The organism is Streptomyces sp. NPDC002104 (genome assembly GCF_053593795.1).
Genome location: NZ_JBSFDF010000001.1, coordinates 163,878 through 187,173, shown reverse-complemented (window position 1 = coordinate 187,173; position 23,296 = coordinate 163,878). Strand labels below are relative to the sequence as shown.

The window sequence follows — 23,296 nt, the reverse complement described above, 5'->3', positions numbered from 1 at the left end:
CCGTCGATCACGGCGGGCCCGCGACCGCCCCTACCGGTCACGGTCGTCGGGGTGTCGGTGGGCCCAGGGGTGCCGCAGCCGGATCCAGACGTCCCGGGCCTGGCGCCCGGCCACGGTGCGGCTGTGCGCCACGAGGCGCTCCGCCTCTCCCGAGGTCTCGACCATGGGGCCGGAGCCGCGCAGGGGTTTGCCCGCCGTCTCGTGCAGGAAGAGCGTGGAGACGAATCCGATCACCCCGGCGGCCATCAGGTAGTAGGCCGGGACCATGTCGTTGCCGGTGGCCTCGACGAGCGCAGAGGTGAACAGCGGGGTCGTGCCGCCGAACAGCGAGACGGAGATGTTGAACGCGATGGACAGGGCCCCGTACCGAAGGCGGGTGGGGAAGAGCGCCGGGAGGGTGGAGGCCGCCGTGCCGGCGAAGCAGACGAGCAGCAGGCCCAGGATGGCGCAGCCGATGGCGGGCAGCAGGATGCCGCCCTCGCGGATGAGCAGGAACGCCGGTACGGCGAGCACGACCAGGGCGACGCTGCCGGTGAGGAACACCGGTCTGCGGCCCCAGCGGTCCGAGGTGTGGCCCACGGCGGTGATGGTGAGCACCACGAGCAGCATGGTGGCCAGCACGAGGAGCTGGGCGGTCGTCTCGTTCTCGCCCAGGGTCACGGTCATGTAGGTCGGCAGGTACGAGGTCACCATGTAGTTGGTGACGTTGTAGAGGAGCACCAGTCCCATGCAGATGAGGACGGCCTGCCAGTGCTGGGTGAAGATCTCCTTGATGCGTCCCTTGCCGGACTCGCGGGCGGCCTCGGCGGGGTCCGCGTCGTCCCCGGCCTCCGCCGCCGCGTAGGCGGCCTCCTTCTTGAAGGCGGGGGTCTCCTCCAGCTTCAGGCGCATGTAGAGGCCGATCAGGCCGAGGGGGCCCGCCACGAAGAAGGGGATGCGCCAGCCCCAGTGCTCCAGGCCGTCCGTGCCGAGCGTCAGGGTCAGGATCGTGACCAGGCCCGAGCCGAGGGCGTAGCCCACGAAGGTGCCGAAGTCGAGCCAGCTGCCGAGGAAGCCGCGGCGCCGGTCCGGGGCGTACTCGGCGATGTACGTGGTGGCGCCCGCGTACTCGCCGCCGGTCGAGAAGCCCTGGACGAGGCGGCACAGGAGGAGGAGCAGCGGGGCGAGGAAGCCGACGGAGGCGTACGTGGGCAGGAAGCCGACCGCGAAGGTGCTCGCCGCCATCATGATCATGGTGGCGGCCAGCACCTTCTGCCGGCCGATGCGGTCGCCGAGGGGTCCGAAGACCAGACCGCCGAGCGGGCGGACGAGGAACGCCGCGGCGAACGTGGCGAACGTGGAGACGACCTGGGCACCCGGGGAGCTGGACGGGAAGAAGACCTTGCCCATCGTTCCCGCCAGGTAGGCGTAGACGCCGAAGTCGAACCACTCCATGGTGTTGCCCAGGGCGGCAGCCGTGACGGCGCGGCGGACCTGCGGCCGGTCGGCGACGGTCACGTCCTCGCTGCCGAGGGTCTTCTTCCGGCGCCGCAGGAGGGTGCGGAGCATCCGGTCGGTCGCCGGGTGACCGCTGCGGGGCGGCCTGTTCCCCGGTCCGCGGCCGGGCCCGGATCCGCTTGCCGGTCCTGCCATGCGCTGGCCTCCTGGCTGGTCGCCGTTCCCGCCTCGTCACGGTCTTCGATTCTGTGCCCCCCGCCGCGGGGACGCCCGTCGGGGGACCCGCCGGGGTGAAGGGCGCGCGCCTCCGTCAGGCCGGTGCCCGGTCGAGTCGGCAGCGGGGCCACGTCCGGACCAACCCTCGCCAGAATCCCGCCGGCTACCGTTTGGCCTGCTCAGCGTGGGTGCCGTTGTGTACCGCCGGCGAAGAACCTCCTGGTCGGCTACTCCCCCGAGAGGCTCGGCTTCTTCTGGACGCGTCCCGGGCCGCTGCCGGGCGGGTGCCGGGTCGAGCGGGCGTACTCGGTGGGGGTCTGGCCGTAGTGCTTCTTGAAGGCCCGGGTGAAGTGACTGCCGTCGGCGAACTGCCAGTGTGCGGCGAGTTCCGAGATGCTCAGGTGCCCTGACGGCGCGGCGAGGGCCAGCCGGGCCTCGTGCAGTCGCCGGTGGCGGATGTAGGCGGTCACCTGTTCGCCCACTGCGGCGAACGCCCGGTGCAACGTACGGACGGAGACGTTGAGTTCGCCTGCGAGCATGGCCGGAGAGAGTTCGGGGTCGGTGAGCCGGCGGTCCGCGAGGTCCTTGGCCGCCCGGGCGAGCGCGGGAGCCAGCCGGGGTTCCACGTCGTCGAAGCGCCCCTTCGCCACCGCCTTGGTCAGCTCGATCAGCGTGTTCTGGGCAGCCAGCAGACCGGCCGGGCCGAGGTCGGCCACGGTTGCGTGGATCATGTCGGTGAGGGCCGTCAGCAAGCGCATCTCGGCCGAGTCCGCCGGCCCGGTGACGAACCGGTTCCCGAGGAGGGGTTTGAGCTCTCCGGGAGGCAGGACGACGAACTTCGCCGTCAGGTGCGCCGTCGTGTCGAAGGCCGTCAGACGTCCGAGGTGCCGGACGAGGAACTGCCCGGCCGACACCGTCTGGTCGCCGTGACCGGGCGGGCCGCCCAGCGTCCACGAGCCGCTCCGCACGACGTACAGGGCGACCAGATCCTGATCGCCGCCCGGAACGTCCGCGGTCCGGGTGGCCGACGCGGCGTGGAGATCGGCGATCGCCGCGCCGTGCACCTTGGCCACGTTGCCCTTGACCCGGAAGTCACCGATCGTGTCCGGGTTGAAGTCCGGCAGCTGGAAGACGTCGTCGCCGACCTGCGTCTCCCACCCGCGCCGGAAGGCGTCGAGTCCCCGCGGTGCGGAGTCCGGGGCCGTCGAGTCCACTGCGAACACCCCGCGCGGGCCGGCGACTTGCGCCCCAGTACCGTGCATCCCTCTGCGATCCTCTCCTGCTTCATCACTTCAACGGCGTCCCGGGATGATCGTCTTCCGCAGGACGCCGCCACGATTCATGTGGTCACCACGCCAATCTTCCTATGAACGACTCGCCTTGCGGCGGTCGAGGGGGCTGAGCTGATGCTTCTGGTCCGGGCTCCGGTCGCCCGAGGCTTGCGCGGCCCGGCGGTCAGCGGGCGATCGAGATCGCGAAGGGGGTGAATCCGCTGGAGCGGATGACGTGCGGTACGAAGAGGATGGCGGCCTCCGTGGCGCGGGCGGTCCGGATTCCGCCGAGGTCGGTGATCCATTCCTTGTGCCAGCCGAGATCGATGAGCAGGTCACGGACCGTGTTCTTGGCGTGCGGGTCCTCGCCGGAGAGGAAGGCGGTCGGCGGCCGGGTGAGCGTGGCCGGCGCGGTCATCACCGGGAAGAGCATGGTGTTGAGCGTCTTGACGACGTGCGTCGCGGGGAGGGCCTCCTGGAGCTGTTCGGCGAGGCTGGAGCCGGGATAGACGAGGTCGGCGGGGAGTCCGTCCGGTCCGTCGACGGTGGCGTTGGAGACGTCGATGAGGATCTTGCCGCGCATCTCTTCGCGCAGGGCGGCGAGACGTTCCAGGGAGCCGGCGCCCGGGGTGGCGTTGATGACGATCTCGGCTGTCCGGGCGGCGTCGGCGGCGGCGCCTGGCGCGCGGTCCACCGCGGTCACCCGGTGGCCCGCCCGGGTGAGGGCCGTGGCCAGGTTGCCGCCGACGCGGCCGTTTCCGAGAACTGCGATCGTGGTCATGGTGAGGTGGTCCTTGCGTTGCTGGGGGCAGGGGTACGGGTCGTGGTGCGGGCCGCGCTCCGGGCGGTGGCGCCCGGTCAGCGGGAGAGCGTGGCGACGGCCTCGGCGTGGATGCCCGGCGCGGTGGCCAGGAAGCTGTCGCTCTGCGGGGTCCAGGGGCGGCCCTCGGCGTCGGAGATCCTTCCGCCGGCCTCGGTGACGAGCAGCGCCCCGGGCAGCAGGTCCGCCCGGGCGCCGGCGAACTGCCAGAAGGCGTCGACGCGGCCGGCGGCCACGTTCGCCAGGTGCAGGGTGGCGGGCACGGCGGTGCGGACGACGAGCGCGCCGAAGAGCATCGCGGTGATGGAGGAGCCGACGCGGCGCACGACCGTCTCGTCCTCGTCGGGCCGGGCCTGGCTGGTGGCCACGATGCTCAGGCCGAGGTCCGCGGTCGCCGAGACGCGCAGGGGCCGGCCGTCGAGGTGGGCGCCGCCGCCGGTGAGGGCGGTGTAGGTCTCGCCGGTCAGCGGCAGGTGGACCACGGTGAGCACCGGCCGGTTGTCGCGTACGAGGGTGGCGGTGACCGCCCAGTCCGGGAGGGCGTGCAGGTGGTTGACGTTGCCCTCGGCCGGATCCACGACCCACCACTCGCCGGCCGGCAGCGCGCCACCGTCCAGCTCGTCCTCCACCCAGCCGGCGTCGGGGCGCAGGCCGGTGAGGCGGGGGCGCAGGATGTCCAGGGCCGTGTCGTCGTTGACGGCCAGCGCACGCATCAACTCGTCGCGGGTCTCGTAGCGGACCACGTCGCCGAAGAGCTCGCGGAGCGCCGAGCCGGCCGCGCGCACCGCGAGGACGGTGCGGTCGAGCAGGTCGGCGTCGGAGGTGGCGAGGGCAGCAGTGGTCTGCAGCGTTTCGGACATGGCGGTGCTCCTGTCGGAGGAAGAGGAAGAGGAAGGTGATGAGCGGGGGCCCGCGCCGCATGCGGGGCGCGGCGGGGAAGGACGCGCCGGGGGCGCGGAAGAGGGCTCAGCCGAGCAGTTCGGCGGCCCGTTCGGCGATGGCGTAGACGGTCGCGTTGGTGTTGGCCGAGGGGATGGACGGCATCACCGAGGCATCGGCGACGCGCAGTCCGGCGATGCCGTGGACGCGGAGGTCCGCAGGGTCGACGACGGCATCGGCGTCGGTTCCCATGCGGCAGGTGCCGGTGAAGTGGAAGTAGGGGCCGGTGGCCTTGCGGATGAACTCGTCCACGGACTCGGCGTTCGTCCCGGAGCCCGGCACCGCTTCCCGCCCCCGCCAGTCGGCGAACGCGTCGGCCTCCCCGATGCGGCGTGCTATCGCCAGGCCCCTGCGCATGACCTCCAGGTCGCGGTCGTCGCTCAGGTAGCCGGGGTCGACGACGGGAGCGCCGGCCGGATCGGCGTCCGCCAGGCGCACGGTACCGCTGCTGTGCGGCGCCATCGCGGAGAAGGCGATGGAGTAGCCGTTGGCCGGGGCACCGCCCCACGCCGACGGGAGCGGTGCGGCGACGACGTAGACCTGGAGGTCCGGCCGGGCCGCGGCGGGACCGCTGTGCAGCAGGCCCATCATTTCGGCCGGCGGGTTGGCAGGCAGGAACGGCACCGGCCGGCAGGCCTCGTACACCACTCCCGCCAGCGGATGGTCCTGCAGATGGGATCCCACTCCCGGTACGTCGGCGACGACGTCGATGCCGTGATCGCGGAGGTGCCGTGCCGGGCCGATCCCCGACAGCATCAGGAGGTGCGCGGAGCCGATGGCCCCCGCGGTCAGTACGACCTCGGCGCTCCCGGCGGACAGGTGCGCGCCGCCCACGCTGTACTCGACGCCGGTGCAACGGCCGGCGCTGATGCGCAGCCGCCGCACGGTCGCGCCCGTGACGACGTCCAGGTTCGGCCGGTCGAGGAACGGCCGGACGTAGGCGTCGGCCGCGCTCTGGCGGACGCCGCCGGGCAGATTCATGTCGCTCCACCCGAACCCGGTCTCCAGCCCGCCGCCGATGTCACCGGCGCGCGTGAACCCGGCCTGCACGGCGGCTTCGACACCCGCCGCGGCCAGGGGATGGGGCTCCGGAACCGGGGCGACCAGGACCGGCCCGTCCGTGCCCCGTACGGAGCGATCACCGCCGCGCGTGCTCTCGCTGCGGCGGAAGGAGGGCAGCAGATCGTCGAAACCCCAGCCCGGAGCGCCGAGTCCGGGCCATTCGTCATAACCGGAGCGGTGTCCCCGCAGGTGGTAGAGGCCGTTGATGCTCGACGACCCGCCGAGCGCCTTGCCGCGCAGTACGTCAGCGACCCTGCCCGTACCGGCCTGCACGGTCGACACGCCCAGCCAGAGGGATGACGGGTCGAACCCCAGGAACCCCCAGGGGGATGCCATCGCCTCGGTCGCGTCCCGGGCTCCCGCTTCCAGCAGCAGCACCTTCACGTCGGGGCGTTCCGACAGCCGGGAGGCGATCACGCACCCCGCTGTCCCCGCTCCCACGACGACATGGTCATAAGAACTCCGGCCCATCGTGTCTCCGCCGAGCTTCTCTTGTGTCACGGTCTTCTCGTCCTCGGTGTGCGCCCGTCCAGGAACAGCCCGGGTTTTCCCCGCTGCCGTCGAATCCTAGGAAGACCGACGCGGCACGCACTTGAACCTCAGCGCCGTTCGTCCGGAACCTCAGCGCCACACGGGTGCGCGGCGGAAGGCCGGAGAACGCGCCCGCGTGATCGGCCGGCGGAACGCCCCGCGGGCGCCGGTGGCGTCAGGGGGTAGCGGGGGGCGCCAGGGGGTAGCGGGGGGCGCCAGGGGTGGCCGGGGGCGTCAGCGGTGGCCGGTGGGGCGCAGTTCGCGTACGAGGGCGGACAGGGCGAAATCGTGTGCGGACGCGTGCTGCCAGCGGGACCGTCCGAACATCACGTCCTCGGAGAGACCGCTCAGCATGGCCACGGCCCGCACGGTGAACTCGGGAAGGTCCACTTCGGCGAAGTCTCCCCGGTCCCGGCCCTCGCGGAGGATGGCTTCCAGGCGCTCGTCCCAGCCGTCCAGAAGGGCCGTGAGGACCTGCCGGCCGGCATCGTCGTGGCGCTGGGCCAGTACCTGCGTCCACAGGGCGTAGCGTTCGTCGCCCTGGTGGCGGGGCAGGTAGAAGCGGACGAACACGTCCAGCTTCTCGGCCGGGGACGCCGCCCGGTCGCAGGCCTGCTGGAAGCGGGTCCAGAGGTCGGCCTGGCTCCAGGCGAGGACCTCGAGCAGGAGCCTGTCCTTCTTGCCGAAGTGGTACAGGATGTGCCCCGTGCTCATGCCCGCCCGCGCGGCGATGTCCGACATCCGCAGGGCCGCGGTGCCCTTCTCGGCGATGACACTGATGGCGGCCCGCATCGCCCGCCCCCGCGCTTCGTCCCCGCTGGGCTGACGCTTCCTGTCTGGCGTCGACATCGACATGTGGGTCCTGTCCACCTTGGGTTCCAAGAGTTTAGACTCTTAGTCTAGACTGAAAATCTAGTCAGTTTCAGCGGGGAGTACGACGTGCGGCGGCCGGCCCGACGCACCGGCGCCATCTGCCCGACCCGGCCACCCAGGAGACACCCGTATGACGCGCGGATTCGATGTTGTGGAGACCTCTGTCGCCGACCTGCGCACGGCGCTGGAGAAGGGCGAGACCACCGCGGTCGGCCTGCTCGACGCCTACCTCGCGCGGATCGACGCGTACGACCGGCCCGGTACGGCCACCGCGCTCAACGCGATGGTCGTGATGAACCCGGACGCCCGCACCGACGCGGAGGCCTCCGACGCACGCCGTGCGCGGGGCGAGACGCTCGGCCCGCTGGACGGCATCCCGTACACCGCGAAGGACAGCTACCTCGCGAAGGGCCTGACCGCCGCGTCCGGCTCCCCCGCCTTCGAGCACCTCGTCGCCCAGCACGACGCCTTCGCCATCGAGCGCCTGCGCGCCGGCGGAGCCGTCCTCATCGGCCTGACCAACATGCCGCCGATGGCGAACGGCGGCATGCAGCGCGGCGTGTACGGCCGCGCGGAGAGCCCGTACAACGCCGACTGGCTCACCAGCGCCTACGGCTCCGGCTCCTCCAACGGCTCCGGCACCGCGACGGCGGCGTCGTTCGGCGCCTTCGGCCTCGGCGAGGAGACCTGGTCCTCGGGCCGCGCCCCCGCCTCGAACAACGCGCTGTGCGCCTACACGCCCAGCCGCGGTGTGATCTCGGTCCGCGGCAACTGGCCGCTCGTACCGACCATGGACGTCGTCGTCCCGCACACCCGCACCATGGCCGACCTGCTCGAACTGCTCGACGTCGTCGTCGCCGACGACCCGCAGACGCGCGGGGACCTGTGGCGCGCCCAGCCGTGGGTGACGCTGCCGTCCGCCTCGCAGGTGCGCCCCGCCTCCTACCCGGCCCTTGCGCCCTCTGACGCCGAGGGCGCCCGCGACGTGCTCGCCGGCCGGCGCGTCGGCGTGCCCAGGATGTACATCAACGCCGACCCCGAGGCCGGAACGAACCCCGACGGAGGCATCGGCGGCCAGACCGGGCAGCCCATCGACACCCGCCCCTCGGTCATCGCCCTGTGGGAGGCCGCGCGCCGCGACCTGGAGGCCGCCGGCGCCGAGGTGGTCGAGGTCGACTTCCCCGTCGTGTCGAACTACGAGTCGGACCGTCCGGGCGCGCCCTCGCTGTTCACCCGCGGACTGGTCAGCCGCGATTTCCTCACCTTCGAGATCGAGGACCTGTCCGCCTGGGCCTGGGACGACTTCCTGCGCGCCAACGGAGACCCGGAGCTCTCCACCCTGGCCGAGGTCGACGCCGACCGCATCTGGCCCAAGTCCCAGGGCGAGCTGCCCGACCGGTACGAGGGCTTCGACGACACGATCGGCGACTACCCGCGCTTCGTGCGCGAGCGCCCGTACGCCTCCGTCACCCACATGCCGCACCTGGAGCAGGGACTGCGCGGGCTGGAGGAGACGCGCCGGGTCGACCTGGAGCTGTGGATGGACGGGCTGGGCCTGGACGCGGTGGTCTTCCCCGCGGTGGCGGACGTCGGCCCCGCCGACATGGACGTGTCCGAGGCGTCCGCCGACCTCGGCTGGCGCAACGGCGTCTGGGTCGCGAACGGCAACCTGGTCCCCCGCCACCTCGGCATCCCGACCGTGACCGTGCCCATGGGCGCCATGGCGGACACCGGCATGCCCGTCGGCCTGACCTTCGCGGGCCGCGCCTACGACGACAACGCCCTGCTGACCCTCGCCGCGGCCTTCGAGCAGACCGGCAGCCGGCGCACGGTGCCGCCGCGCACGCCGCGCCTGTCGGCGCGGTGACCTGATGCGCCGGTGCGCCGGGGCGCCGCGGAGCCGGCGCCCCGGCGCACCGGCGCGTGCTGACACCGGCGGACAGGTGTCAGTACGCGCCGAAGGACCAGAAGACCCCGACCTCGTCGGCGGAGACGGCGATGAGGCCCAGCTCTTCGAACAGGTCGAGGCCGTTGAGGTACGCGCCCGTGATGAATCCGTGGACCCTCGTTCCCCTGAGGCCCGCCCGGACGAAGTCCCGGGCGGGGTCCGAGGCCGCGTCCCGGGCATTCGTCCAGAAGCGGGCGTCCGCGCCGTAGCGGTCCAGCAGGAACCGCGCGTCGGCCAGCAGTGCGTCGCGCTCGGGCCGGTCCCGGACGGGCCGGCCGTCGCCCCACTCCTCCGCCATGACGGCGAGCGCGGTGACGGCCCCCGCCCGCTCCAGCTCGTGCAGGCGGTCGCGGAACCCGGCGGCGGGCGGCGGTTCGAAGGGGTACGCCGGCACCTCGTGGCGGGCATCGTTGGTGCGGTCGGCGTCGATCCGCAGCCAGCCGCGCGGGTCCGGGACCTCGCGGCGCATCAGCGCGAGCACGTCCTTCGCCCAGTCCTCGTGCCGGCGCGGACCGGTGGCGAGGAATACGTACGGGTCCTCCAGCAGCCGCAGGGCCGCCGCGTTCCAGTCGGGGGCGGTGCGGTCGTCGTCAGCCGTGCACATGGGCCCACACTAATGCGCCCCTCCAAGGGCCCGGTGCGCTCCGGGCCGCGGCTTTGTCGGTAGCGTGGCCGGCTGCCGCATGGGGTGTCCATGCGGCGTACGGCCGGCCCGCCGGGGCCTGCGTTGGGGAGTGTGAGGCTGCGATGAGCGAGGAACCGACGAAGCCCGAGGTCGAGGTTCCGGAGGGTGCCCCTCCCGGCGAGCTGACCGTCCGGGACCTGGTCGTCGGGGACGGGGCCGAGGTCAAGCCGGGCATGGTGGTACGGGTCCACTACGTCGGGGTGACCTTCGAGACCGGGAAGGAGTTCGACGCCTCCTGGGACCGGGGTGAGCCGTTCAAGTTCGCCCTGGGCAGCGGCCGGGTCATCAAGGGCTGGGACCGGGGGGTGAAGGGGATGAGGGTCGGCGGCCGGCGCGAGATCGTCGTTCCCCCGCGTCTCGGCTACGGCAAGCAGTCGCCCTCACCGTTGATCCCGGCGGGCTCGACCCTGGTCTTCGTCGTGGACCTGCTGGACTCGTACTCCGCCACGGCCGGGTGGAGCAGGTCCTAGGCAGTGGCGGACAGGCTCGGCCCGGCCCGTACGGGGGCACGCATCAGCCAAAACCGCACCTGGGAGCCAACTGGTCGATTCAACAAGCATTTGCTAGTTGATTTACGAATGGGGGCTAGCGGATGCAAGATGTTGTCGTGAGGTTGCCGGGGTCGGAATGAGCTGAGGGAGCCGGGGATGACGACGGGCTCGGAGCAGGTGGACGGCGCGCGGCAGTGGCTGCGCGGCCTGGAGGTCTTCGCGGGACCGCTGCCGGAGTTCGATCCGGAGCTGGCTCCGGACGATCCGGTCCGGCTCTTCCTCTCCTGGCTGGTGGAGGCCGTGGCGGACGGCGTGCGCGATCCGCACGCGATGACGCTGTCCACCGTGGACGCCGCCGGCGACCCGGACGCGCGCGTGCTGATCCTCAAGGGGGTGGGCTCCGCGGGGTGGCAGTTCTCGGGTCACGCCTTCAGCCCCAAGGGCGGACAGCTCGCCTGCCACCCGCGGGCGGCGCTGACCTTCTACTGGCCCGAACACGGCCGCCAGGTCAGGATCCGCGGGCCCGTGACGCCCGGACCCGGCGCGGACAACGCCGCCGACTTCCTCGACCGCTCCCCCACGGCCCGGGCGGAGTCCCTGCTGGGGCGCCAGAGCCAGTACCTGATGGACCCCGCCGAGCGCGACCAGGCACTGGAGAAGGCGCTGGCCCTGATCGAGCGCGAGCCTTCGCTCGTCGACTCGGCCTGGACCCTCTACACCCTGGCCCCCGCCGAGGTCGAGTTCTGGCAGGCCGCGCAGGACCGCGTCCACACCCGGCTGCGCTACGAACGCACCGCTGACGGCTGGGAACGGTTCCGGCTCTGGTCGTAGCGCGGCCCATCCCCCTGTTCCTGCTCACGAGGCGAGGTAAGGACCCATGAATACGCGCACCCGCGACGGCGGCGCCGGAGACGTCGACCACGGCACCGGCGCGCCCGCCAGCACCATCGGGCTCGCTGGCACCGCCGGCACCGCCGGCACCGGACACGCCTCCTACCGCCGACCCGACACGCGCATCGCCCGGTTCATCGCCGAGGCCCTCGACGGTGCGGAGGCCGTGCTCAACGTCGGCGCCGGCGCCGGGTCCTACGAGAGCGCCGCCCGCGCCGTGACCGCAGTGGAACCCTCCGAGTCCATGCGCGCCCGGCGGCCCGCCCGCCTCGCCCGAGCGGTGGACGCCGTCGCGGAGGACCTGCCGTTCGCCGACGGGGAGTTCGACGCGGCGATGACGCTGTTCAGCGTGCACCAGTGGAGCGACGTCGCGGCCGGCCTGCGCGAGATGCGGCGCGTCACCCGCGGCCCGGTCATCGTCCTGACCTGCGACCCGAAGCTCGTGCGCGACTTCTGGCTGTACGAGTACGCGCCCGAGGTCCTCGACACCGAGGCCCGCCGCTTCCCGCCCATCGAGGACATGGCCGCGGCCCTCGGCGGCACCGGCACCATCCAGACGGTCCCGATCCCCCTCGACTGCACCGACGGCTTCAACGAGGCCTACTACGGCCGCCCGGACATGCTCCTCGACCCCGCCGTCCGCCAGGCCTGCTCGGCATGGAGCTTCATCGACGACGGCGTGCGCGAACGCTTCGACGAACGGCTCCGCCGCGATCTGGAGACCGGGGCCTGGGACGCACGCCACGGGCACCTGCGCACGCAGCCCACGTACGAGGGCTCGCTCGTCATCGTGCGCGCGAACCCGTGACAACGAACACCGACAGCAACACCGACGGCGACACCGACACGAACGGGAACAGCACCATGGGAGCACCCGACCGCATGGACGAGCAGCTGCGCGTGCTGGGCCTCGTCGAGGCGCAGCGCAAGGCCGAGCGTCTCTTCGCCGAGGTCGAGGCGCGGGGCCTGGTCGCGCCCGGGGCCGGTGAGCGGGAGGTCAGCGACCGGATCCGGGACCTCGCGAACGAGATGTTCGGCACGACGAAGCACTGGCACAAGCGGATCGTCCGCTCGGGACCGCACACGCTGTTCCCGTACCGGGAGAACCCGCCGGACCGGGTCATCGGCGAGGACGACATCGCCTTCGCCGACTTCGGTCCGGTCTTCGAGGAGTACGAGGCGGACTTCGGCCGTACCTTCGTCTTCGGCGGCGACCCGGCCAAGCACCGGCTCCGCGACGACCTGGCCACCGTGTTCGCGGCCGGGCGCAGCGCCTTCCGCGCGGACCCGGAGATCACCGGGCGGCAGCTGTACGCCGAGGTGGAGCAGCACGCGCTCAAGGCGGGCTGGTCCCTGGGCGGCTGGCACGCGGGCCACCTGGTCGGGGAGTTCCCCCACGAGAGCATCGACGGCTCGAAGGCCGAGTCGTACATCACCCCGGACAACGACCACCCGATCCGGCGCACCGACCGGGCGGGCTGGCGCTGCCACTGGATCCTGGAGGTCCACCTCATCGACGAGGCACACGGCTTCGGCGGGTTCTACGAGCAACTGCTGGACCTGGCGTAGCGGCTGCGGGCTGCGGGCTGCGGGCTGCGGGCTGCGGGCTGCGGGCTGCGGAGTGTGAAGAGCCTCCTTTTCGCCGCCAGTTCGGCCGCAGGGGTGGATCCCCGTCCTCGGAGGGCTCAGTGCCGCCCGTGCCTCGGGCGGGCGGCGTGCGGCCGGGACGAAGCTGCTGCCTGCTCGTTCGCGCCGGCGCGACTCGGAGGTCCGCACGCCCATGACCCGTTCCTGCTCCAGACCAGTTGAAGTGCACCGCCGACCGGGCAGGGCGGTGGCAGCCGCGGCGGCTGCCGCGCTGGCGCTGGTTCTCGCGCTGCCCGGCACCGCGCTGGCGGCTCCGGGGGATCTGGACCCCGCCTTCGCCGGCACCGGGAAGGTGCAGACGTACTTCCCCGACGACGGCGGTCCGTGGGACTACGCCGAGGGTCTGGACGTGGCCCGGCAGGGCGACGGGAAGCTGGTCGTGGCCGGCCGCGTCAGCGGGCCGGGCGTCCCGTTCGACATCGCACTGATCCGGTACAACGCCAACGGCAGTGTCGACACCGGGTTCGGCGGCGGCGACGGCCGGGTGACCAGCGACTTCGGGGGTGACGACCAGGCCGAGGCGGTGGCGGTACAGCCCTCCGACGGGAAGATCGTCGTCGCCGGCCGTACGGAGGTCCCGGACGAGGGCGGCGGGTGCTGCTTCTTCTCCGTCGCCCGCTACAACACCGACGGCTCGCTCGACCAGGGCTTCGGCTCGGCCGGTCTCGTGCGCGTCGACGCGTTCGGCAGCGCCTCGGGCGCCGCCGACCTGGCCGTCCAGCCGGACGGGAAGATCCTCGCGGTGGGCCTCAGCGGCGGGGCGGGCTTCGCGCTGGCCCGCCTCAACCCGAACGGCGGCCCCGACCCGTCCTTCGGCGGGGACGGCACGGTCGTGGCGGGCTTCGCCCCCGCCTTCCCCGGGGACGCGGGCGGCCAGGCCACGGGTCTGGCGCTCCAGCCGGACGGCAGGTTCGTCGCCGTCGGCCACGTCGGCAGCACCGCCTTCGACTTCGGCGTGGCCCGCTACCTGTCCAACGGCAGCCTCGACCCGTCCTTCAGCGGCGACGGCATGGCCACCGCGGACTTCGGCGGCACGGACTTCGGCCGGGCGGTGGCGGTCCGGTCCGACGGCGCGGTCGTCGCCGCCGGGTCGACCGGCACCGGTTTCGCGCTGGCCCGGTTCACCGCCGGCGGCAGCCCCGACCCCGCCTTCGGCACCGGGGGCAAGGTCACCACGGTCTGGCCCCTCAGCACGGCGGTGGCCTACGACATGGCGCTCCAGCAGGACGGGAGGATCCTCGTCGGCGGCACGGCCGACGACCCGGACAGCCAGGAGGCCTCGGACTTCGCCCTCGCCCGCTACCTGCCGAACGGCAGCCTGGACACCGGCTTCGGCGGTGGTGACGGCCGGGTGTACACCGGCATGCTGGGCGGGGAGGAGATCCGCGGGCTGCTCGTACAGCCCGACGGGAAGACCGTGGCCGCGGGCCTGGCCGGGCTCGGGGCCTTCGGCATCGCCCGCTACGAAGGCGGCGGTGGCACCCCGCCTCCGCCCCCGAGCGCCGACCTGTCGGTGACGAAGACCGGCACGACGACCGTGAGCATCGGCGACCAGGCGTCCTACACGGTGCGGGTCTCCAGCGCCGCGACGTCCACCGCGACCGCGACGGGCGTGACCCTCGCCGACGCCCTTTCCGGGGCGGGCGGCACCCTCCTGTCGGCCGTCCCCTCCCAGGGGACCTGCACGACCACGGCGACCGGCGCGAACTGTTCCCTCGGCAGCCTCGCTCCGGGTGCGAGCGCCACGGTCACGGTGACGGCCGAGCCGCGCGCCACGGGCACCCTGACGAACAGCGCCTCCGCCACCGCCTCGACGCAGGACCCGAACACGGCCGACAACGGCGCCGGCGCGTCGACCTCGGTGAACAACTCCCGCGGCTGCACGCTCATCGGCACCAGCGGTACGGACACCCTGACCGGCGGCTACTCCAACGACGTGATCTGCGCCCTCAGCGGCAACGACACCGTCCGCGCGGGCTACGGCAACGACACCGTCCACGCGGGCCCGGGCAACGACGACATCGAGGGGGGCTTCGGCGACGACACCCTGAACGGCGGCCCGGGCAACGACGTCCTCACGGGCTCCTACGGCAACGACCGCCTGACCACCACCGACGGCACCGCCGCGAACGACACCGCCAACGGCGGCATGGGCACCGACACCTGCACCACCGACCCCGGCGACACCCGCATCAGCTGCCCCTGACCCGACACGCGGGAGGGGCTGGGCGGGCGGCCGGTCCGTTCGTTCGCTCCCCCTCCCGCACCGGGGCGCCTTCCTGCGTGAACATCCCGGCCGCGCTGCGATGAGTTCGGGCTCCGCGCCCGGTCCACCCTCCAGACCCCAGACCCCAGACCCCGGGGGCTCCGGCCCCCGGCCCCAGGCCCTCAAGGAGCGCCAGATGACCGATACGAAGATGCTCGACCTCGGACCGCAGTGCGGTCGCCTAGCCCGGCTCGCGGCGGGCGTCCCGGACGCCCGGCTCGCCGGCCCGACGCCCTGCCCGAAGTACACCGTCCGCGAGCTGCTGGGCCATGTCACGGGCCTGGCCGCCGCCTTCCGCGACGCCGCCCGCAAGGACCTGGGCCCCACGACGGACACGGCCCCCGGCACGGCCGTACCCGTCCTCGCCGCCGGCTGGCGGGAGGAACTGCCCCGCGTCCTCGGCGAGCTGGCCGAGGCCTGGAGGGATCCGGACGCCTGGACCGGCATGACCCGTGCGGGAGGCGTGGACCTGCCGGGCGAGATCGCGGGACTGGTGGCCGTCAACGAACTGGTCGTCCACGGCTGGGACCTGGCGCGGGCCACCGGCCAGGAGTACGCACCCGACCCGGCCGCCCTGCACGCCTCGTACGCCTTCCTCCGGGCGACGGTGGAGGAAGAGGGAGGCGGCGGGGGCATCTTCGGCCCCGTCGTCCCCGTCCCGGACGACGCCCCGTTGCTGGACCGGGCCATCGGGCTGAGCGGGCGCGATCCGGGCCGGCCCACCGGTACGGAGTGACGCGGGATCCGGCCACGGGCCGCCCCGGCGGCGCCGGGCCCCGGCTCACTCCGCCCGCAGCGCCTGTACCGTCCGGGTCCGCGCCGCCCACCCGGCCGGCAGCAGTGCGCCCGCCACCGCGATCAGCACCCCGGCCAGCGCCAGCGCGCCCAGCAGCACGGGGCCGTACACGTCCACGTCCGCCGGCGGGATCGTGGTGCCCACGGCCCGGCCCATCTCCGGCATCACCCAGCCGTGCAGCGCCACCCCGAGCGGCACCCCGACCGCCCCCGCAGCGAGGCCGATCACTCCCACCGAGGTGAGGACCTGGGCCACCGTCTGCCGGGGCGTCATCCCCAGCGCCTTGAACACCCCGAGGTCGCGCACCCGGTCCCGGGTGTCCAGCACGACGGTGTTGAGCACCCCCAGGCAGGCCACGGCCACCAGCATCAGCGTGAGCATCGCGATCAGGGCCTGCATGGCGCGGATCACGCTCGACTTGCCCGGCCCGGCCACCTCCGCCTCGGCGCCGAGCGGCTTCAACGCCGTGTTCAGGTCGTCCGCGTAGTCCCCGGCGTCCGTCCCCGGGTCGAGCCGCACGCTGAAGTTGCCCGGCAGGTACCGGCTTCCCAGGTCCGCGACCGAATCCGTGCCCGTGCGCAGCGCCATCCCCCGGTCTCCGAGGTCGAACACCTCCCCGACGATCCGCAGCCGGACGGTGCGGCCCTGCTCCGACACGGCCACGGCGCCGCCCACCCGGACCCCGGCGGCCCGCAGGAAGCGGGTGGCCGCGACCGCCTCGCCCCGGGTGGTGAACCAGCGGCCGGACACCATCGTGTGGTCGGCTCCGGGCGCCTCGCCCTCGTACGCCACCAGGGGCGCGCCGCCCTTCAGGCCCGCCACCGACACCTGGGTCCGCGCGGTCCGGTACCAGGACGCGGTCCCGGGCCGGACCTCGATCACCCCGGCGACCGCCACGGGGTCGGCGGGTGGCGGGGGCTTGCTCGCGGGGCCCTCACCGGGTCTGGCCAGCGTACGGACCGTCACCTCGCCGCCCCGGTCCGGGTCCCCGTCCCGCTGGACCGCCACGAGCGTGCTGCCCAGGCCCACCGCGAAGGTCACCGCGAGCGCGCCGAAGGTGACGGCCGCCGCCATGGTCGCCGAGCGGGCCGGTCGGGCGAACGGGCCCGCCAGCCCGAGGCCGACCGCACGCGGCAGCGGCAGCCGCCCGAGGAGGTGGCGCACCCGCCGCCCCCGTCCGACCCCGGCGGCCCGGCCCATGCCGATGACCTGCGCGGTGTGCAGCCGGGCCGCCCGCAGCGCGGGCACCGAGGCGGCGGCCGCCACCAGCACCAGGGCGCCGGCCGGCACCGCGAGGTTCACCCAGACCGGAATCAGCACCGCGCCGGTCCCGTACGACTCGGCGACCTCGGCCATCAACGGCACGGCGAGGGCGTTACCCAGGACCACGCCCGGCACGGCGCCCGCCGCGGCCGGGATCAGCGCCTGGGCCACGTACGCCCGGCCCACCTGGAGCGGTGTGAAGCCGAGGGCCTTCAGGATGCCGATGCGCCGGGTCGCGGCGCCGACCGCCCCGCTCACCACGATGCCGATCACCAGCATCGACATGGCCAGGCCCAGCACCGCGAAGGCGGTCACGAAGGGGACGTAGGCGGCCGTGTTCTCCTGGGCTGCCTGGCGTACGTCGAGGCAGGACTGGGCGCCTGTGACGGCGCCGGGCGCGAGGGCCGCGGCGATGGAATCGCGGACGGCCTCGATATCGGCGGCGGTACGGGCTTCAGTGAGCCGGTACAGCATCTGATGGTCCGTCCGGTGCCCGGAGAGGCCGGGCAGTTGGGCGGGCACGACCCAGGCGTCGGCGCTCTCGCCGACCGACTCGGCGATGCCGACCACCGTGAGCGTCACGCCGCCGGGGACGCCCGGGCCCCCGGTTCCGGCGGTGCTCCCGGTCGCCCCGGCCCCGCCCGTCCCACTGGTCGCACCCGTCCCACTGGTCTCCAGGTGCGACCCGGTCCCCATCCCCGGCTGCCGCGAGCCGGCCTCCAGCACGATCTCGCCGGGCGCCTCGGCCCACCGGCCCTCCACCAGGGCCACGCGGTCCACCGCGCCCCCGGCCGACGGCCGTCCCGCCACGGTCAGCGGCGGCGGCTGGAAGCCGGGCGGCGTGTCACCAGCCGTCGGCCGCAAGCGTACGGAGGCCAGGCCGAACGGCCCCGTCGCGGCCTCGACCCCGGGAAGCCGGGCGGTGCCGGCCAGCTGCCCGGCGGTCACCGCGGAACCGTCGAACTGCACGGTGAGGTGCGCCCCTCGCTGCCGGGCGAAGGCGCGGTCGAAGGGGGCCTGCGAGGCCACCAGCAGGCCGAGCGCGAGGACCGAGGCGGCGACCGAGATGAGCGCGGTGAGGACCATCACGGCGGTCTGCGCACGCCGCCGCCCCACCCCGGCACGCACCACGCGCCCCAGGGCTCCTCCCCGCCGACGGCCGCCCCCGGCGGCCGTCCGCGCGCCCCGTTCCCGGGCTCCCGGCCCGCTCATCGCGCCGCCGTCGCGACATCGCGCGCGATGCGCCCGTCGACGAGTTCGATGGTGCGGGTCGCGCACGCCTCGGCCAGCGCCAGGTCGTGCGTGACCAGCACGATCGTCTGGCCGTCGGCGTTGAGCCCGCGCAGCAGGTCGCGGACGTCGGCGCCCGACGCACGGTCCAGCGCGCCCGTCGGCTCGTCGGCGAGCAGCAGCGGCGGACGGTTCATCAGTGCCCGGGCCACCGCCACGCGCTGCCGCTCGCCGCCCGACAGCCGGCCGGGGAAGGCCTCGGCGTGCCGCTCGATGCCCAGGTGCGCGAGGAGTTCGGCGGCGCGGTCGGCTGCCTTGCCGCGGGGCGTGCCGGCGAGCTGGGCGGGCAGCAGCACGTTGTCCAGGACGGTGAGGTCGTCCAGGAGGTTGAAGAACTGGAAGACCATGCCGATGCGGGAGCGCCGGTACTTCGCGGACGCGGTTTCGTTCAGCCCGTCCACGCGGACCCCGTCGACGCTCACGCTGCCCTCGGTCGGCCGGTCCAGACCCGCGATCAGGTTGAGCAGGGTGGACTTGCCGCTGCCGGAGGGGCCGAGCACGGCGAGCGCCTCCCCCGCCCGCACCTGCAGGGTGAGGCCGGCCAGTACGGCCGGGCCGGCCTCGTAGGTCTTGGTCACCCCTCGCACGTCGATGAGGTGGTTCTCGGTCATGGATCCTCCACGGTCGGTGCGTTCTCGGTGGCCTTCCGACGCTAGGAGCCGGGGTCCGGGGGCCGCGTCGGCCCCGTTACGGATCTTCGGTACCGCGGCGGGCCGATGGCCCGCGGCGTCATCCCCGCGAGGTAGGCGGGAGGCGGACGCCACCGGTCCTCGCGGCTGATCCGCCGCCGCCCGGGCCCGGGCACACTGGTCCGATGAGCACACGAGACGCCCTCGTCCGGTGCGCCCGCGGGCGGGGCCGCGCCGGGGCACCGCCGCGGCTGCCACGGCTGTCGCGGCTGCCCCGGCCTTCGGGGCTGTCGTACTCGTCGTGGGCCTTCGACGCGGCGATCGCCCTGGTGCTCGCCGTCTGGACGGTCGTCGGCGACCTCAACCGCTCGTACGTGGAGGTCCAGGCGGGGCCCGACGCCGCCGTTCCGCCCCCGGTGCGGATACCGCCGCCGCCCGCCGTACCGCATCCCGTAGCGGCCGTCGAGCACGTCCTGCCTCCCGCGGAGCCCTGGGAACTCCTGGCCGCCGTACTGACCGCCCTGCCGCTGCTGGTGCGCCGCCGGTACCCGCTGGCCGCCTACTGGGCCGTGATGGGCGCGACCCTGCTGCTGCACCGGGGAGCGGTCGCCGCGGACGCCACCACGGTCACCTTCGCCTCGGGCCTGATCGCGGCGTACAGCGCGGCCGTGTACAGCCCCCGCCGCAAGGCCACGGCGGGGTCGCTGATCGCGGGGGCCGTCCTGTACGCGCTCTTCCCCCTGGTCCCCGAAGTGGACGAGGGGCTGGTCCCCGTACTGGTCCTGCTTCCGGTCGGGCTCGCCGCGCACGGCCTGCACACCTGGCGGCAGCGGGCCCGGACCCTCCAGGAGGAGCAACGGGCCGCGCTGCGGCGGGCCGTGGACCAGGAGCGGGCGCGGATCGCCCGGGAGCTGCACGACGTGGTCACCCACAACGTGAGCATGATGACCATTCAGGCGGGGGCCGCGCGCAAGGTGCTGGACTCCTCCCCCGGCCAGGCCCGGGAGGCCATGCTGGCGGTGGAGACCGCCGGGCGGACCGCGATGTCGGAACTGCGCCACGTGATGGGCCTGCTGACCATGACCTCCGACGGCCCCGACCCGGCCACCGATGCCGATCTCGCGCCGCAGCCCGGTCTGGACCGGCTGCCGGAGCTGGCCGACCGGGTGCGCGACGGCGGCGTGCCGGTGGAGCTGACGGTGCGCGGAACTCCCGCCGGGCTTCCGGGCGGTGTGGACCTGGCCGCGTACCGGGTGGTGCAGGAGGCACTGACCAACACGGTCCGGCATGCGGCGGGCGCGAGCGTGTCGGTGCTGGTGGAGTACGCGCCCGGCGAGCTGCGGGTGGAGGTGACCGACAGCGGCGGCCTCGCGCGGCACCCGGGTCCGGACGGCGGCCGCGGGCTGGCCGGACTGCGCGAACGGCTCGCGCTCTACGGAGGTACCCTGCACGCGGGTCCCCGCCCCGGCGGCGGTTTCCGGGTCCGCGCCGTCATCCCGGTGGAGGGGCAGTGACCGAGGCACCGCGTGTGGTGATCGTCGACGACCAGGCCCTGGTCCGTACCGGCTTCCGGATGATCCTCGCCGCCGACGGCATCGAGGTGGCCGGCGAGGCCGCGGACGGCGAAGCGGCGGTCGCCGTGGTCCGGCGCACCCGGCCCGACGTCGTCCTGATGGACGTCCGGATGCCCGGAACCGACGGCCTGGAGGCCACGCGCCGCATCCTGCGGGACGAGGGCCCCGCGCCCCGGATCGTCATCCTCACCACCTATGACCTCGACCGGTACGTGTACGCCGCCCTCAAGGCCGGGGCCAGCGGGTTCCTGCTGAAGGACGTCACCCCCGAGCACCTGGCTGCCGCGGTCCGCCTCGTGCGCTCCGGCGACGCCCTGCTGGCCCCGGCCATCACCCGCCGGCTGGTCGAACGGTTCGCTTCCGCCGACGAGCGCGCCACTCCCCCGCACCGGGACCTGGCCGCGCTCACCCCGCGCGAACTGGAGTTCCTCGAAGCCCTGGCCCGCGGCCTCAGCAACGCCGAACTGGCCGGCCGCTTCCACGTCAGCGAGGCCACGGCGAAGACGCACGTCGCCCGGATCCTCGGCAAGCTCCGCCTGCGCGACCGCGCCCAGGCGGTGATCGCGGCCTACGAGACGGGGCTGGTCATCCCGGCCGCACCGGGGAGCCCGGAGTGGGGGGCGGGGCCGTCGGCCTGAGGCGGCCGGGGCGTCCCTTGCGGCCCGGCCCTCACCCCGGGGGCGCGACCAGGCCGATTTCGTAGGCGAGGATCACGAGCTGGACCCGGTCGCGCGCGTCGAGCTTGGTGAAGAGCCGCGCGAGGTGGGCCTTGGCGGTGGCCACGCTGATGGTGAGCTCCGCGGCGATCTCCGCATTGGACAGGCCGCGGCCGACCAGGGTGAGGACCTCGCGCTCCCGGTCGGTGATGGCCCCCGCGGCCACCCGGCGGGCTGCCGGGGATCCCCCCGCCCGGACACCGGGGGAAGGATCGGGCCGCGCCGCGAACTCCCCGATGAGGCGGCGCGTGATGCCCGGCGCGATGAGGGCGTCCCCGGCGGCGACGATCCGGACGCCGTCCAGGATGGACTCCAGGGGCATGTCCTTGACGAGGAAGCCGCTGGCGCCGGCGCGGAGCGCACCGTAGACGTACTCGTCGTCGTCGAAGGTGGTGAGGATCAGGACGCGGGTCGCCGCCGTCTGCGCTCCCTCCGCTCCCTTCGCCCCCTTCGCCTCCTTCGACGAGGACTGCGCGTCGATCCGGCGGGTGGCCTCGATCCCGTCCGTGCCGGGCATCCGGATGTCCATGATGGCGACGTCCGGCCGCAGCCGTGCCACCAGTTCCACGGCGTCGGCGCCGTTCCCGGCCTCGCCGACCACCTCCATGTCGGGGGTGTCGGCGATGAGGACGCGCAGGCCCGTACGGATCAGCGGCTGGTCGTCGATCAGTACCACCCGGATCATCGGGCCGCCTCCAGCGGTATCGGGAGCACGGCCACCACGCGGAAGCCGCCGTCCGGCAGCGGACCGGCGCTGAACTCCCCGTGCAGCAGTCCGACCCGCTCCCGCATGCCGACGAGGCCGTATCCGGTACCCCCGGGGGTGCCGCGGCCGTGTCCGTGTCCGTGGCCCCGGTCGGTCACCTCGACGGCCAGTTCGCCCGGGCGGTGGTCGACGGTCACCGTGCAGTCCCGGGTACCGGAGTGCCGTACGACGTTGGTGACCGCCTCCTGGACGATGCGGAAGGCCGCCAGGTCCACGTCCGGGGGCAGTTCGCGCCGCTCCCCACGCCAACGGACGTCGATCCGGACACCGGCCGCCGCGCTCCGCCCGGCCAGCTGGCCGAGGGCGCCGAGACCGGGGACCGGATCCAGCGGCGCCGTCTCCTCCTCGCCCTTGCGCAGCGCGCCGAGCATCCGCCGCAGCCCGGCGAGGGTCTCCCGGCCGGTGGCCTCGATGGCTTCGAGCGCCTTGCGCGTCTCGGCGGGCTGGGTGTCCATGACCCGGCTGCCCATGCCCGCCTGGATGGTGATGATGCCGATGCTGTGGGCCACCATGTCGTGCAGTTCCCGGGCGATGCGCAGCCGCTCGGCGGTGATCGCCTGGCGCGTGGCCTGGGCGCGCACCGTGTCCGCGTGGGCCCGGTCCTGGCGGATCGTGTGGCCGGTCAGCCAGGCGATGACGACGGTCAGTGCGAGCCCGGCCGGGGCCGCGGGGTTGAAGAAGGTGCCGCGGGCCAGGCACCAGAGCGCGTAGCCCGCCAGGGTGGCGACGCAGAGCGCGGCGGCGGGTACGGAGACCCGGCGCGAGCGGGTCGCGGCGGTGTAGCCCACGGCGGCGTCGGCCAGCAGGAACAGGACGAAGGTCGTCTCGCGCACGGCCATCCCGAGCGAGGCCACGGAGCCCGCGAGCGCGACGGCAACGGCGGCCAGCGGAGCCCGGGAGAGCAGCAGCGCGCCCAGGGTCGTGACGACGGCGGCGGCCAGCAGGGGCGCGTCCTCGAGGTTGCCGTGGTACTGGATCAATTGGCTGAACTCATCGGGCCGTTGGAGCCTGCGCACCAGAATGAGGGTCACCCAGAAGGCGCCCACCCACGCACCCGGTGGTACACGTTTGAGCAGGGGCGGACGAGGAGCTGCGGTCATCGGCCGATCGTAACCGCGCCCGCCCGCCGGGGCATTGGCCCGCGGACCTCATCCCCCGGGCTACCGCCGGGGCCCGCCGGCGTGA

General features: G+C 73.8%; 20 protein-coding genes. 9 read left to right on the top strand and 11 right to left on the bottom strand.

The window, feature by feature from the left end:
- Positions 1 to 30 precede the first annotated feature (30 nt).
- The 6 genes from proP to ACWCP2_RS00805 form a co-directional block, all read right to left on the bottom strand.
- A complete protein-coding gene (gene proP / locus ACWCP2_RS00830) occupies positions 31 to 1,548 on the bottom strand; it encodes a glycine betaine/L-proline transporter ProP (RefSeq protein WP_450906680.1) in 1,518 nt (505 codons plus the stop codon).
- Positions 1,549 to 1,880: 332 nt separating this feature from the next.
- Positions 1,881 to 2,915 carry a helix-turn-helix domain-containing protein gene (locus tag ACWCP2_RS00825; RefSeq protein ID WP_450906422.1) on the bottom strand — a complete coding sequence of 345 codons (1,035 nt, stop codon included), beginning with the start codon at positions 2,913 to 2,915 and terminating at the stop codon, positions 1,881 to 1,883.
- Positions 2,916 to 3,108: 193 nt separating this feature from the next.
- A complete protein-coding gene (locus ACWCP2_RS00820) occupies positions 3,109 to 3,705 on the bottom strand; it encodes an NADPH-dependent F420 reductase (RefSeq protein WP_450906421.1) in 597 nt (198 codons plus the stop codon).
- 77 nt (positions 3,706 to 3,782) lie between these two features.
- Entirely contained in the window at positions 3,783 to 4,604 is an 822-nt protein-coding gene (locus ACWCP2_RS00815; protein ID WP_450906420.1) for an inositol monophosphatase family protein, read from the bottom strand.
- 106 nt (positions 4,605 to 4,710) lie between these two features.
- Positions 4,711 to 6,216, bottom strand: coding sequence for a GMC family oxidoreductase (locus ACWCP2_RS00810; protein ID WP_450906679.1), 1,506 nt, complete (start codon positions 6,214 to 6,216; stop codon positions 4,711 to 4,713).
- Between the two features lie 294 nt (positions 6,217 to 6,510).
- Positions 6,511 to 7,125 carry a TetR/AcrR family transcriptional regulator gene (locus tag ACWCP2_RS00805; protein ID WP_450906419.1) on the bottom strand — a complete coding sequence of 205 codons (615 nt, stop codon included), beginning with the start codon at positions 7,123 to 7,125 and terminating at the stop codon, positions 6,511 to 6,513.
- A 154-nt stretch (positions 7,126 to 7,279) separates the two neighbouring features.
- Between ACWCP2_RS00805 and ACWCP2_RS00800 the strand changes: the two genes are divergently transcribed.
- Positions 7,280 to 9,016 (top strand): amidase, encoded by a 1,737-nt coding sequence (locus ACWCP2_RS00800; protein WP_450906418.1) that lies wholly within the window; start codon positions 7,280 to 7,282, stop codon positions 9,014 to 9,016.
- Between the two features lie 79 nt (positions 9,017 to 9,095).
- On the opposite strand, the gene ACWCP2_RS00795 is transcribed toward ACWCP2_RS00800, so the two are convergent.
- Entirely contained in the window at positions 9,096 to 9,701 is a 606-nt protein-coding gene (locus ACWCP2_RS00795) for a hypothetical protein (RefSeq protein ID WP_450906417.1), read from the bottom strand.
- 143 nt (positions 9,702 to 9,844) lie between these two features.
- Between ACWCP2_RS00795 and ACWCP2_RS00790 the strand changes: the two genes are divergently transcribed.
- The 6 genes from ACWCP2_RS00790 to ACWCP2_RS00765 all read left to right on the top strand — a co-directional run bounded on the left by ACWCP2_RS00790 (position 9,845) and on the right by ACWCP2_RS00765 (position 15,813).
- Positions 9,845 to 10,252, top strand: a complete 408-nt coding sequence (locus tag ACWCP2_RS00790; RefSeq protein ID WP_450906416.1) for an FKBP-type peptidyl-prolyl cis-trans isomerase — start codon at positions 9,845 to 9,847, stop codon at positions 10,250 to 10,252.
- A gap of 177 nt (positions 10,253 to 10,429) precedes the next feature.
- On the top strand, positions 10,430 to 11,104 hold the full coding sequence (locus ACWCP2_RS00785) for a pyridoxine/pyridoxamine 5'-phosphate oxidase (protein ID WP_450906415.1): 675 nt from the start codon (positions 10,430 to 10,432) through the stop codon (positions 11,102 to 11,104).
- Positions 11,105 to 11,150: 46 nt separating this feature from the next.
- A complete protein-coding gene (locus ACWCP2_RS00780; RefSeq protein ID WP_450906414.1) occupies positions 11,151 to 11,972 on the top strand; it encodes a class I SAM-dependent methyltransferase in 822 nt (273 codons plus the stop codon).
- 74 nt (positions 11,973 to 12,046) lie between these two features.
- The gene (locus ACWCP2_RS00775; RefSeq protein WP_450906678.1) at positions 12,047 to 12,733 is read left to right on the top strand and encodes a M24 family metallopeptidase; all 687 of its coding nucleotides are present in this window, start codon (positions 12,047 to 12,049) and stop codon (positions 12,731 to 12,733) included.
- Between the two features lie 241 nt (positions 12,734 to 12,974).
- Positions 12,975 to 15,017, top strand: coding sequence for a calcium-binding protein (locus ACWCP2_RS00770; RefSeq protein WP_450906413.1), 2,043 nt, complete (start codon positions 12,975 to 12,977; stop codon positions 15,015 to 15,017).
- Between the two features lie 196 nt (positions 15,018 to 15,213).
- Complete coding sequence (locus ACWCP2_RS00765; protein WP_450906412.1) at positions 15,214 to 15,813, top strand: TIGR03086 family metal-binding protein; 600 nt, start codon at positions 15,214 to 15,216, stop codon at positions 15,811 to 15,813.
- A 45-nt stretch (positions 15,814 to 15,858) separates the two neighbouring features.
- Here the strand turns inward: ACWCP2_RS00765 and ACWCP2_RS00760 are convergent, their stop codons facing one another.
- Both ACWCP2_RS00760 and ACWCP2_RS00755 read right to left on the bottom strand, forming a co-directional pair.
- Positions 15,859 to 18,267: an FtsX-like permease family protein gene (locus ACWCP2_RS00760; RefSeq protein ID WP_450906411.1), complete on the bottom strand. Its 2,409-nt coding sequence runs from the start codon at positions 18,265 to 18,267 to the stop codon at positions 15,859 to 15,861.
- 77 nt (positions 18,268 to 18,344) lie between these two features.
- Positions 18,345 to 19,037 (bottom strand): ABC transporter ATP-binding protein, encoded by a 693-nt coding sequence (locus tag ACWCP2_RS00755; protein WP_450906410.1) that lies wholly within the window; start codon positions 19,035 to 19,037, stop codon positions 18,345 to 18,347.
- A gap of 203 nt (positions 19,038 to 19,240) precedes the next feature.
- Here ACWCP2_RS00755 and ACWCP2_RS00750 point away from each other — a divergent pair, with 203 nt between their 5' ends.
- The gene (locus ACWCP2_RS00750) at positions 19,241 to 20,569 is read left to right on the top strand and encodes a sensor histidine kinase (RefSeq protein ID WP_450906409.1); all 1,329 of its coding nucleotides are present in this window, start codon (positions 19,241 to 19,243) and stop codon (positions 20,567 to 20,569) included.
- Positions 20,566 to 21,267, top strand: coding sequence for a response regulator (locus tag ACWCP2_RS00745; protein ID WP_450906408.1), 702 nt, complete (start codon positions 20,566 to 20,568; stop codon positions 21,265 to 21,267). The genes ACWCP2_RS00750 and ACWCP2_RS00745 overlap by 4 nt, the downstream gene beginning before the upstream one ends.
- A gap of 31 nt (positions 21,268 to 21,298) precedes the next feature.
- Here the strand turns inward: ACWCP2_RS00745 and ACWCP2_RS00740 are convergent, their stop codons facing one another.
- Both ACWCP2_RS00740 and ACWCP2_RS00735 read right to left on the bottom strand, forming a co-directional pair.
- Positions 21,299 to 22,030: a response regulator gene (locus tag ACWCP2_RS00740; protein WP_450906407.1), complete on the bottom strand. Its 732-nt coding sequence runs from the start codon at positions 22,028 to 22,030 to the stop codon at positions 21,299 to 21,301.
- Positions 22,027 to 23,211, bottom strand: coding sequence for a sensor histidine kinase (locus ACWCP2_RS00735; RefSeq protein ID WP_450906406.1), 1,185 nt, complete (start codon positions 23,209 to 23,211; stop codon positions 22,027 to 22,029). The genes ACWCP2_RS00740 and ACWCP2_RS00735 overlap by 4 nt, the downstream gene beginning before the upstream one ends.
- Positions 23,212 to 23,296 lie beyond the last annotated feature (85 nt).